We start from the raw sequence: 12,682 nt of genomic DNA, 5'->3' as shown, positions 1-12,682 counted from the left end.
AACGGATCCGCCGGCTCGGAATGCCGGCCCCGGCGCGCGGCACCCACCTGTTCCATGGAGGAAGTTCCGTGAACCGAAGGTTCTCCCGAGCCGCCACATGGCTGGCCGGTCTTCTATGCGCCGCGCTGACCGCAACGGCCTGCAGCGGCACGACCGAGGCCCCCAAGGGCAAGTCCGGAGGCACTCTCAACGTCGTTTCGCTCACCCCACCAGCGAGCCTCAATCCGATGCGAGCCGGCATCAGCGTAGGTGAGAATTGGTACGTCCCATTGGCCTATGACTCACTCATCCGTCTCGGCCCGAAGGGCAAGTTCGAGCCCGGCCTGGCGACCTCCTGGAAGTACGTGGGCGAGGGAAACCGCGAATTCCAGCTCACCATGCGCTCCGGCGTGAAGTTCGCGGACGGCACACCAGTCACGGTGGACGCGGTGGTGAAATCCTTGAGGTTCGCAATCGCCGATCCAGTCAATCCGATTGCGCAGACCATCGGCAAAGCCACCGTCGAGGCGTCCGGGGACGACACCGTCACCATCAAGGTCCCCCAGTCCAACCCGGAGCTGGAGTGGCTGCTTTCCTCGACCACTCATTTCAGCTCGATCATCAGCGCGAAGGGGCTGGCCGGCCCGAAGGCGCTGGGACACCGGACGTTCGGCGCGGGCCCGTACGTGCTCGACGAGAAGGCGACCGTGTCCGGTGACCACTACACCTTCACGCCCAACCGGAACTACTACAACAAGTCCGCGATCCGCTACGACAAGATCGTGGTCAAGGTCGTGAGCTCGACCAACTCGGCGCTTTCACTGCTGCGTACCGGCGCTGCCGACGTGGTGCAGGGCGACGTCAATACGGTGCAGAGCGCCGAGAGCGCCAAGCTGAAGGTGTATTCCACACTCGTCGCGCAGACCGGAATCATGCTGACGGACAAGGCGGCGACCGGGGCGAAGCCGCTGAGCAACAAGCTCGTCCGGCAGGCGCTGAACCATGCGGTCGACCGGAAGACTATTGCCGAGGGGCTGCTGCATGGCACAGGCAAACCGGTCAACCAGGTCGGCACACCAGGCACGCCCGACTACCTCGACTCCGAGGCCAACCGCTACGCCTATGACCCGGAGAAGGCCAAGTCCCTGCTCGCAGAGGCGGGATACCCGAACGGCTTCAGCGCCAGCATGGTCATCTTCACCGCGAACCCACCCGCCGGCGACGTCGCACAGGCCGTGATCTCGGACTGGGAGAAGGTCGGTGTGAAGGTCAACGTGGTCAACGTCGCCGACGGCGCCAAGTACCAGGCCGAATACATGAGCAAGAAGCACGCGATGGTGTCCTACGGCTATGGCTACCAGCCGTTCTTCCTCTACGCGAAGAGCTTCTACCTTCCGGCACCCGGCACCATTTACAACCCGGACGACTCGAAGCTTTCATCCCTGGTCAACCAGAGCAACGCCGCGACAGGTACCGAACAGCAGTCGCTCCGCGACCAGGCCACACGTCGCGCTCTCGACCTGTCCTGGACCGTGCCGGTCGCGAGCTTCTCGGTCTTCTACTACACGTCACCCAAGGTGAAGGGTGTGGATGTCGATATGAAGCGTCCGCTCCTCGACCTCACCGAACTCTCTCCAGCCTGACAGCCGCCCCTCCGACTGGAGCAGGGTCCGGCGCGCGCCGCGCGGCTGGGATACCTCGGCCTGCCGCCAAGGAGGTCTCGGGCCTGTGGTCCGAGACCTCCGCCACGCGGCGGACAGCCCCGAACGAGAAATGGACAACATGCTCTCAGCACAGTTCGAAGCCGCCGGCGCGGTGTTCGTCGGCTCACCCGAACGACGCGTGGGTGAGCCAGGCGATCCGGCGGTGTACTTCCGGACCGAGTTCGAAGCCCGACCGGGCCTCCTGAGCGCGACCTTGCACATCACCGCCCTCGGCATCGTTGAGCCTTATCTGAACGGCGCCCCGGTCGGCGACGAGGTCCTGGCCCCGGGCTGGACCTCCTACCGGCACCGCCTGCTCGTCCGCAGCCACAACCTCACCACCGTCGTACAGGTCGGCAAGAACGCGTTCGGCGCGATCGTCGGCGACGGCTGGGCCCTCGGCCGGCTCGGCTTCGAGGAGATCACGCGGCCTCGGATCTACGCCGACCGCCCCTCTCTGTTCGCCCTGATCGAGCTGCGCTATCCGGACCGCACAGAATACGTAGCCTCTGGTGACCGCTTCCGGTGCGGGCAAGGCCCCGTACGCGGCAACTCCCTCTACGACGGTGTCACCATCGACGCACGCCTCGAACCGGCCGGGTGGACCGAGGTCGGATTCGACGACCGTGCCTGGCACAAGGCCGAGCCGGTCGACTGGGACATGGCCACCTTGACCGAGGCCACCGCGGAGCCGATCCGACGCGTGGAGGAACTGCCACCGAAGAAGATCTGGAAGTCTCCCGCAGGAACCACGGTCGTGGACTTCGGACAGAACCTTCCCGGCTGGGTCAGACTCCGTCTGGACGGCCCGAGCGGAACGTCGGTAACCGTGCGGCACGCCGAAGTGCTCGTCGACGGCGTGCCCGACTACACGACACTGCGCACGGCCAAGGCTACCGACCGGTACGTCCTGGCCGGCAACGGCCCTGAGGAGTTCGAGCCACGGTTCACGTTCCACGGTTTCCGGTACGCGGAGATCGACGGGCTCACCTGCGACCTCCTGGAGGAGGACGTGCGGGCCGTTGTCGTGCACAGTGACATGATCCGTACGGGATGGTTCGAGACGTCGAACGACCTGCTGAACCGTCTGCATGAGAACGTGGTCTGGTCCATGCGTGGCAATTTCGTCGGCATCCCCACTGACTGCCCGCAGCGCGACGAACGACTCGGCTGGACCGGCGACATCAACGCCTTCGCTCCGACGGCTACTTACCTTTACGACGTCCGCAAGGTGCTCACGTCCTGGCTGGACGACCTCGCGCTCGAGCAGAAGGACTTCGGGTTTGTCCCCTACGTCGTTCCCGATGTCCAGCCCGGCCACGACACACCGACGGCCCTGTGGAGCGACGTCGCGGTGCGCCTGCCTTGGCAGCTGTACTGGGAGTACGGCGACGAGGAGGTGCTGCGCCGCTGCTACGACTCGATGGCGACCTTCACGCGCAGCGTGGTGCCACTGCTCGATCCAACAGGCCTGTGGAACTCCGGTTTCCAGTTCGGTGACTGGCTTGACCCGTCCGCCCCCGCGCACCAACCCGGTCTCGCCAAGGCCGACCGTCACCTTGTCGCTACAGCCTTCTTTCACCAGACCGCGCGGGAAATGGCGTGCGCCGCAGCCGTCCTGGACCGCATGGAGGATGCCGACTACTTCACGAAGGTCGCAGACCGAGTTCGCGAGGGGTTCCGTGCCGAGTACGTGAGCCCCAGTGGCCGCCTCACTGGCGAATGCGCGACGGCATATGCGCTGGCCATCAGGTTCGGGCTGCTCGACGCGGCCCAACTGCCTCGTGCCGGAGCGCGACTCGTAGACATAGCGCGGCGCGACGGCTACCGGATCTCGACGGGCTTTGCGGGCACACCGCATGTCGCGCACGCGCTGACGGAGACCGGGTACACGGACGACGCCTATCGTCTGCTGCTGCAGACCATGGCACCCTCGTTCCTTGATCCGGTGGTCCGCGGAGCCACCACCATCTGGGAGCGGTGGGACGCCATCCTTCCTGACGGGACGGTGAACCCGTCCGGGATGACCTCCCTCAACCATTACGCGCTCGGCTCCGTCGCGAACTGGATGCACACCGTCATCGTCGGCCTACGGGCGACGAGTCCGGGTTTTGCAACGATGCGGATCGCACCGCAGCCCGGCGGCGGACTGACCCATGTCCGAGCCGCGCACGACACAGCTCACGGCCGGGTGAGCGTGGAATGGAAATGCGCGGACGGCACTATGACCGTCCGTGTGGCAATCCCGGACGGCACTACCGCCGTGGTGGCTTTGCCCGAGCACCCGGACCGGGCCGAGCACGCCGTCAGTGCCGGTCGCCACAAGTGGACGTACACGCTCGCTCCCGCAGTCGAACCGCTCACGCTCGACAGTTCCGTTGAGCGTCTTGCCGCCGACGACACGATCCTCATGTCGGTGTCGGCAGTCCTGAGGGAGTACCTGCCACCTCACGTGGACGTGGCGCAACTGCTCGGCCAGTCCGCGACCCTGCCACTGTCCGTGCTCCTGAACGAGCTCCCCGGAGTGACCGACCGCACCCGCCGTGAACTTGCGGCCGCCATCCAGTCCGACAACTGATCAATCCCGAGTGCGACAACTGATCACTACAAACGAAGCGAGATTTCCGATCCCATGACCTACTCAGTCCAGCTCTACACCGTCCGTACCGCGTTGGAAGCAGACTTCGGCGGTGCGATCCGGCGCCTCGCCGAGATCGGCTACCGCAAAGTCGAACCCTGCGCCTTCGAGACCAACACCGAGGAGCTCGCGGCGGTTTTGTCGGAGAACGACCTCACGGCTCCGACGGGCCACACCCTCCTTTTCCCCATCGGGGCACCCGCTGACATCGCCGCCGACATCACCGCCGAAGCTCTCCCTGACCAGGACAAGATCTTTGCGGCTGCTCGGCGTCTCGGTATCGGCACCGTGGTCCACCCCCTCGTGCCGCCCGAGCGCTGGCAGGACATCGAGGCGATCCGCGCCACCGCGGCCCACCTGAACGCCGCGGCGAAGAAGGGCGCGGAGTACGGAGTCCGGGTCGGGTACCACAACCACGACTGGGAGATCTCCTCGAAGATCAAGGGCACCACCGCCCTGGAGGTCCTAGCGGACCTGCTCGACCCCGAACTCGTCCTCGAAGTCGACACTTACTGGGCCGCCGTAGGTGGCGAAGACCCCGCCCAGCTTCTGAAGCGTCTTGGTGAGCGTGTGATCGCCGTTCACATCAAGGACGGCCCGGCCACGAAGGACACGGCCGCGCAACTGCCGGCGGGTCAGGGCGAGATCGACGTGTGGGGAGCCCTCGAAGCAGCAAAACACCTGGAGGTGGGCATCGTCGAGTTCGACGACTACGCTGGCGACATCTTCGAGGGAGTCGCCTCTTCCCTCCGCTACCTCGAGGCCGGCCCTGGTGCCGAGCTGTCGTACGGCGGTGCCCGATGAGCCGCGGGCCGGTCGGCGTCGCCGTCATCGGCGCGGGTGTGATCAGCAAGCAGTACCTGGACAATCTCACGTCGTTCCCCGACCTGAAGGTCCACGCTGTCACCGACCTTCTCCCCGAGATCGCGAAGGTCCGCGCGGGGGAGTACGGCATCACAGAGCACGGCACCCCCGAACTCGCCTTGGACCATTCGGACGTCGAGATCATCGTCAACCTCACGACACCGGCGGCCCACGTCGAGATCGCGACGGCTGCGCTGCGGGCGGGCAAGCATGTCTGGAGCGAGAAGCCCTTCTCGCTGGACCGCGAGAGCGGGCTCGGTCTGCTGAAAGAGGCAGACGAGACCGGGCTGCGGCTGGGGTGCGCCCCGGACACCTTCCTCGGTGCCGGCCTGCAGACGGCCCGGCGGATCATCGAGCGAGGCGACATCGGAGTTCCGCTCACGGCCCAGACTATTTTCCAGACGCCTGGTCCGGAGTCGTGGCACCCCAACCCGGCCTTTCTGTTTCAGCGCGGCGCAGGACCGTTGTTCGACATGGGCCCGTACTACCTCACCGCACTGGTGCAGACGTTCGGGAGCGTCCGCCGTGTCTCCGCGGTCGGCTCCACGGCCACGGCCACGCGCACCATCGGTTCGGGACCGCGAGCGGGCGAGCGGTTCGAGGTCGAAGTGCCCACGCATGTGAGCGCTCTCATCCAGTTCGAGGCCGGCAGTTCCGCGAACAGCATCTTCAGTTTCGACACGCCTCACATCCGAGCGGGGTTCGTCGAGATCACCGGCACCGAGGCGACACTGTCGCTGCCCGACCCGAACAACTTCGACGGCGAGCTGAAGATCTGGCCCGCAGGCGGAAGCGAGTGGACCTCGGTCGCGACGACGGGTCCGGCGGACGGTCGCGGACTCGGGGTGTTGGACATGGCACGGTCCGTCCGCAGCGGTGACCCGCACCGTGCCACCGGGCACCTGGCCCACCACGTCCTCGACGCGATGGTGTCCGTCACCGAGTCAATTGATACGGGCTCCTCCGTCGACGTTGCCAGTTCGGCACCAGTCTCCAGCGCGCTCCCGGAGGACTGGTCGACGTGCGAGGTGACTTTGTAGTTCGGGGTCTTTGTCCGGCGCGCCGACGAACCTGGAAGGAACAGCAGTAACCAATGAAGCGCATGTCATTCAACGACAGCTGGGAATGCAGGCCGAAGGTCAACCTCTTCGCCGAGGTTTCCGGTACAACGCCGTACCGGCCCGTGTCGCTCCCGCACGACGCGATGCTCGGCCGACAGCGCACCCCGGACGGGGAGAGCGCGGGTGCCTACTTTCCCGGCGGAGCCTACGAGTACCGCAAGACCTTCCAGGTGGCGGCCGAGGACGAGGGCAAGCGCATTCTGCTCGAGTTCGAAGGCGTCTATCGAGATGCGATGGTCTACGTCAATGACGCGTATGTGACCCAACGCCCGTACGGCTACTCACAGTTCCGTGCCGACATCGGGCCGCACCTGCGATACGGCGAGTCGAACCAGATCCGGGTCGAGGCCCGAACACACCAGGACTCCCGCTGGTACACGGGCGCCGGTATCTACCGGGACACCTGGCTCCTTGTCGGCGGCCCGGTACGGATCGCACCTGAGGGCGTTCGCGTCACGACGCTCGAGTACGACGAGGAACGGGCAGTGGTGGAGGTGGCCGTCCGGGTTGAGAACGACGAGCCCGTTCTGCGCACTGTGCGACTCGGTGTGGAGATCGCAGGAGCCGACGGCAGCGTGGAGGCCACAGGCTCGGCGCCGGTTACCGTGGAACCCGGATCACACGCGATCACCCGACAACGGTTGTACGTCCGCGCCCCAAACCTGTGGAGCCCCGCCCGACCCGCGCTCTACACCGCCACCGTCACGGTGGACGACGACGACCGGGACACCGAGCACACCACCTTCGGTATCCGCGTCCTGAACCTTGATCCGACGAATGGCCTGCGCCTCAACGGAAATCCGGTGAAACTGCGCGGCGCCTGCGTGCACCACGACAACGGCCCGCTTGGCACAGCCACATACGCACGCGCCGAGGAACGACGTGTGGAACTCCTCAAAGACGCCGGCTTCAACGCCGTCCGGATGTCGCACCATCCCATGAGCAAAGCCATGCTGAGAGCTTGCGACCGGCTCGGCATGTTCGTCGTGGACGAGACCTTCGACATGTGGACTTCCGGGAAGACCTCCTTCGACTACAGCCTGCACTTCGCCGAGTGGTGGGAGCGCGACCTGGAGGCCATGGTCGCCAAGGACTACAACCACCCCAGCGTCATCATGTACTCGATCGGCAACGAGATCCCCGAGATAGCCACGCCCTCCGGCGCGGTGTGGGGGCGCCGCCTCGCCGAGAAGATCCGTGCGCTTGACCCGACGCGCTATGTCACCAACGGCATCAACACCCTTCTGGCCGTCATGGCTGACCTCGCTGCTATGGAGCAGAACCAGGACGTGCAACAGGCAGGTGAAGACAGCACGGGAATCAACACATTCATGGCCGATCCGGCTGCCGGCGTGGACGCCATCAACACCTCCGAGCTCGTCACGCGTAAGACCGAAGAGTCGTTCGCGCTGCTCGACGTCGCCGGCATGAACTATGCCGAAGCCCGCTACGACTTCGACCGCAAACTCTTCCCCGACCGTGTCATCCTCGGCACCGAGACACTCCCCAGCCATATCCACCGCATCTGGAGCCTGGTCAAGGAACACGGCCATGTGATCGGCGACTTCACCTGGACCGGATGGGACTACCTCGGCGAGGCCGGCATCGGCCGCCCGCAGTACCGCGCCGGAGACGAGTCGCAGGAGAGTTTCATGGCGGCCTACCCGCACTTGACGGCCGACTGCGGGGACATCGACATCATCGGACTGCGCCGCCCCGCGTCCTACTACCGCGAAATCGTCTTCGGCCTGCGTACCCACCCATACGTCGCGGTGCGTCGTCCGCAGCACCATGGAAAGACCTACACCGGCACCCCCTGGGCGTGGAGCGACGCCATCTCCTCCTGGACCTGGCCGGGATTCGAGGACGCGCCGGTCACGGTCGAGGTCTATGGTGCCGGAGACGAAGCCGAACTCTTTGTGAATGGCCGTTCCCAGGGCCGCCGGCGGCTGGAGTCCTTCCGTACCGAGTTCGAAGTGTTCTACAGCGCCGGTGATTTGCTGGCCGTCACCTACCGCGGTGATGTGGAGAGCGGGCGCCACACGGTACGCACCGCCGGCGCTCCGGACCGTCTGCGGGCAGAGAGTGACCGTGCCGTCATCGCGGCCACCGGTGGGGATCTGGCCTTCGTCTCACTCACTCTCACCGACGCGAACGGCATCTGTCACCCGGGCGCCGACCGCCCCGTCCACCTCGATGTCACCGGCGACGGAGTTCTGGAGGCCTTCGGAAGCGCCCGCCCCTCGACCGACGAACGATTTGACGCGCCCGACCACCAGACCTACGAGGGCCGCGCGCTCGCGATCCTGCGCCCCACCGGACCGGGCGAAATCTGCCTGCAGGCCTCCGCTCCGAACTGCACCACAGCGATGGTCAAGGTAGCGGTGAAGGAGGGGCTTTGAGTGGAGAGGACGCCATGATCCGTTATTGCCTAAAGCAAGGTCGCCATACGTTCGGTTTCGGTGCGACCACACGCCCTGGGAGTTGGCCGAGGGTGAGGACACGGCAGGCGGCGAGGGTCGTGTCGACCGTCATGTCTACGAAGCGTCCACGGGCGTGAACGACTACCTGGTCTACATTCCCGAGGGCTGGAAACCGTCGGACAAGCTTCCCCTATACGTGATGGTGCACGGTTGCGGTACGACAGCCGAGCAGCAGATGCACGCCAATCTGCTCAATCCCCTCGCGGACCGCGAGCGGTTCCTCGTCGCCTACCCCGACAACGGCGGGCAGTGCTGGCGCGCAGTAAGCAATGACAAGGCGAGTACGACCCGAGGGGGAGGGGGCGACGCGGACGTCGTCGCCGGGATCACCCGGCAGGCCAGCTCCTCGTACAACGCCGACACCGACCGCGTCTACCTCATGGGAATGTCGTCGGGCGCTTTCCAGACGAGCGCAACCGTTGCCGCCTACCCCGAGTTGTACGCGGCGGCCGGCGTGTCGGCGGGAGGTGGCTACGGCATGGACTTCCTTTCCTGCATGGTCCTGCCCGATGCCACCGCCCCTCTCTACGCTCCGCAGGCCGTCGAACAGATGGGGCCGCGGGCACATGTGATGCCCTTCTTTTCGATCGGTGGGACCGGTGACCCGCTCGGGGAACAGCCGGTGCTCGGCGGATGTGCTCGGCATGCCTACCTGGCGTGGCTGTCCGTCAACAACTTCCTGAAACCGGGGGAGGACGGTGACACGTTCCGGGACGACCCGGCTTCGGCCAGGACCGGGCAGGTACCTGACGGCTACGCCTGGACCAGCAAGGTGGCGCAAGGGCGGGACGGCTGCCAGATCGCCGAGCGGTGGACTGTGGACGGCATGTCGCATTACTGGCCCGGCGGTACGACAGACCCCGCGTACGCAGGAAAGTTCAATGATCCGAAGGGGCCGAACGCGTCGGAGGCCTCGTGGCGGTTCTTCGAGCAGTTCACGCTCAGCGGCGGGAACTCGGCCTGCCGCAAGTGACGACGGCGCGTTGCACAAAAGTGCAGTTCACAGATGCGCAACTGCGCACGGTCGGTGCATTCCAAGCGCAGGTCTCGTTCCCTAGCGTGGCGGGCGCCCCGCAATTTCGCTGATCGGACCGCATGCCGGATGACCGTTGGCATGCGGTCCGGCAACGGTCTGCCTCAATCCCGAGGAGAGGTCATGAGATCCACCCTTGTGCGTGCACTGACGGCACCGGTCGTCGCGGTGCTCACGCTGGTCTTGCTTCCGGCATCGTCCGGGGCCGCGACGGGGCCGCCCGTCCGGTGCGAGGAGCTGGCCGAACTGGCGATACCCGCTGACGTTTTGGGCCTGCCGACGTCCGGCGGGCGTGTCACCGGGGCGAAGACCGTACCCGCCGCTGGGTCCATCGGTGTGTACTGCGAGGTCGACGCGGAGCTGTTCCCCGTCGACCCCGAGGCTCCGAATATCGAGATACGCGTCGCGCTGCCAGCCGAGTGGAACGGGAAGGGGATGATGTTCGGTGGCGGAGGCTACGACGGCGCCATCCCCTCGCTGACCGCGGACGTTCCGTTCTCAGGCACCGGCGCGGACGTGCCGCTCGCCCGCGGATTCGCTGTCTTCGGCAGTGACTCGGGCCACCAGGTCGCCCCCGGTGACTTGCTCAACGCGGGCGCCTTCGCGATGAACGATGAGGCGCTGCGCAACTTCGCCGCGGACGCGCTCAAGAAGACACGCGATGCCGCGATGTTCCTCATCGACAGGCACTACGGCACGAAGCCCAGCCATTCCTACTTTGCTGGTGTTTCCAGCGGCGGTCGTGAGGCGCTGGCCGTGGCGCAGCGCTGGCCCCGGGACTTCGACGGCGTGCTGTCCGGGGCCCCGGCCTGGAACGCCGCCACGCTGGACCTGTTCTTCGGTCACATGACCGAGATACTGAAGCGTCCCGGAGCCTTCCCGAGCTCTGAGAAGCAGAAGCTGGTCTACGACCGGGTGATGGACACCTGCGACGGTGACGACGGGGTACGCGACGGAGTCATCTCCGACGAGGCCGGTTGTGACTTCGACCCGAAGGTCTTGCGCTGCGAGGACGGCATGGACCGCGGTCCCAACTGCCTGTCGGATGCGCAGATCGAAGCGGTGCGGGAGCTCTCCTCACCCATCGAGTGGGGCTACAAGTTGGGCAGTGGTGAACGCGGCTACCCCGGTCTGCCCTTCCTCTCCGGAGCTGACATGGGCACGTTCGGGCTCGGGATCGGGAGCAGGCCGCCGTCGCGCCCCCTGGATTTCACGGCAGCCTTCGCCGCCAATTTCTGGGACCAGTGGGCGAAGTACTTCATCACCCGCAACCCTGACTTCGACGGCCTCGCCTTCGACCCGAAGAAGCCCGGGAAGTGGAAGAAGCGCATCAGCGAGCTGACCGAACTGCAGGACATCAACAACCCCGACCTCACCGAGTTCGCCGAGGCGGGAGGGAAGCTGATGCTCGTGCACGGGACGGCGGATCCAGTCGTCAGCCACCGTTCGACCGGCGAGTACTACGAGCGGATCCGCGCGACGATGGGCCCGCGAGCTGCATCCCAGTTCCTGCGGATGTACGCCATCCCCGGCATGGGCCATGGCGGGCCCGCCGCGTTCTGGGGCGGCTGGGACTCGCTGACCGCTCTGGAGCGGTGGACCGAGAAGGGAATCGCCCCGCAGGAGCCGGTCGTCACCGACATTGATCCGGCCTCGGACGGGCGCACCCGGCCGCTGTGCGAGTACCCGCGATGGCCTCGATACAACGGTCTCGGCGACCCCGACCGTGCCGAAAGTTTCACCTGTGTGCGCTCGTGAGCGACGCTCCCGGCGGCCTCACGACTCCGGGGCCGCGGTGGTGGAGAGCACGCCTCCCATCCCCTGCATCGTCCGCCGAAGTTGCTTGACCATGGCGGCAACCGCAGGGCGGCGTAGGGTCTCCTCGCGGGCGACGAGCCAGTAGGCCATCTCGACCGTGACCTCGTCAGGCAGCAGCCTGACGAGGCCACGGTGCGGAGCGATCATGAAGGTGGGCAGCAGCCCGATCCCGCCGCCGGCGCACGTGGCCTCGATATGGGCGAAGACGTTGGTGGACGTCACCGCGTCGCGCATCTCGGGCAGATATCGGCGTCCCACATCCAGGTCGTCGACCTGCAGCATGGACGAGATGAAGTAGATCAGGCGGTGCCGGGCCAGATCGTTGAATCCCGCCGGCTTGCCATGGAGCGCCAGGTATTCGGGGGTGGCGTACAGGCCGAGGACATAGCCGCCCAGCCGCAGCGCCCGGGCCCGCATCACGCGCGGTTCGCCTACGACGATCTCGATGTCCAGGCCGGAGCGGTGCTGCGCTGCCCGCCGGGTCGCGGAGACGATCTCCACGCTGATGCCCGAGTGTTCCTGGTGCAGTCGGGCCGCCGCAGGAGCGGCGACGAACGTGGTGAAACCGTCCGGGGCCGAAAGCCGCACCACATCCTCGATCTCTGCCCCGACCTCGGAGCCGGACTCCAACTTCTGCAGCACACCGTCGACTTGCTCTGCGGCCGCCAACGCCCGGCGGCCCAGGTCGGTGAGTTCCCAGCCGGACGGCGATCGGACAAGCAGCTTGCCGCCGACCGCACGCTCCAGCGCCGTGATCCGCCGAGAGACGGTGACCTGATTGACGCGCAGGGACTCGGCTGCGCGGCTGAACCGGCCGCTGCGAGCTACCTCCAGAAGGACGAGGAGGTCGTCGGCGCTCGGACGCGGGCTCTGCATGTTCACATTTTTGCAGGGCTGCCCTGCGGATCAAGCCCTGTGCAACGCATTGACCCGACTTTCCTGTCGATCGAAACTCTGTCCCACGCCCCCGTCGACGCGATCCCTCCCCAAGACGTGTGTACGCGACGGGACTTGCGCTTCCGCACCCCCTTGCGCCGATGGCT

Annotated in this window: 8 protein-coding genes; 7 read left to right on the top strand and 1 reads right to left on the bottom strand. The window is 66.3% G+C overall.

Features of this window, described 5'->3' with window-relative positions; all coding sequences use genetic code 11:
* Positions 1 to 68 precede the first annotated feature (68 nt).
* From ABZ564_RS22800 to ABZ564_RS22770, 7 genes are all read left to right on the top strand, one after another.
* Positions 69 to 1,622, top strand: coding sequence for an ABC transporter substrate-binding protein (locus ABZ564_RS22800; protein WP_360859404.1), 1,554 nt, complete (start codon positions 69 to 71; stop codon positions 1,620 to 1,622).
* 130 nt (positions 1,623 to 1,752) lie between these two features.
* A complete protein-coding gene (locus ABZ564_RS22795; protein WP_360859401.1) occupies positions 1,753 to 4,260 on the top strand; it encodes a family 78 glycoside hydrolase catalytic domain in 2,508 nt (835 codons plus the stop codon).
* A gap of 54 nt (positions 4,261 to 4,314) precedes the next feature.
* A complete protein-coding gene (locus ABZ564_RS22790; protein WP_360859398.1) occupies positions 4,315 to 5,124 on the top strand; it encodes a sugar phosphate isomerase/epimerase in 810 nt (269 codons plus the stop codon).
* Complete coding sequence (locus ABZ564_RS22785) at positions 5,121 to 6,224, top strand: Gfo/Idh/MocA family oxidoreductase (protein ID WP_360859396.1); 1,104 nt, start codon at positions 5,121 to 5,123, stop codon at positions 6,222 to 6,224. Before ABZ564_RS22790 ends, ABZ564_RS22785 begins: the two co-directional genes overlap by 4 nt.
* A 62-nt stretch (positions 6,225 to 6,286) precedes the next feature.
* Entirely contained in the window at positions 6,287 to 8,707 is a 2,421-nt protein-coding gene (locus ABZ564_RS22780; protein WP_360859393.1) for a glycoside hydrolase family 2 TIM barrel-domain containing protein, read from the top strand.
* Positions 8,708 to 8,861: 154 nt separating this feature from the next.
* Positions 8,862 to 9,761: a PHB depolymerase family esterase gene (locus ABZ564_RS22775; RefSeq protein ID WP_360859390.1), complete on the top strand. Its 900-nt coding sequence runs from the start codon at positions 8,862 to 8,864 to the stop codon at positions 9,759 to 9,761.
* Between the two features lie 183 nt (positions 9,762 to 9,944).
* Positions 9,945 to 11,579: a tannase/feruloyl esterase family alpha/beta hydrolase gene (locus ABZ564_RS22770; RefSeq protein ID WP_360859387.1), complete on the top strand. Its 1,635-nt coding sequence runs from the start codon at positions 9,945 to 9,947 to the stop codon at positions 11,577 to 11,579.
* An 18-nt stretch (positions 11,580 to 11,597) separates the two neighbouring features.
* Here ABZ564_RS22770 and ABZ564_RS22765 read toward each other — a convergent pair whose 3' ends face one another.
* The gene (locus ABZ564_RS22765) at positions 11,598 to 12,515 is read right to left on the bottom strand and encodes a LysR family transcriptional regulator (RefSeq protein ID WP_360859384.1); all 918 of its coding nucleotides are present in this window, start codon (positions 12,513 to 12,515) and stop codon (positions 11,598 to 11,600) included.
* Positions 12,516 to 12,682 lie beyond the last annotated feature (167 nt).

It is taken from the genome of Streptomyces sp. NPDC019224 (assembly GCF_040632605.1).
Lineage (GTDB): Bacteria > Actinomycetota > Actinomycetes > Streptomycetales > Streptomycetaceae > Streptomyces.
Note: the sequence above shows the minus strand (reverse complement) of the source record. Positions and strands in the feature narration are given on the sequence as shown.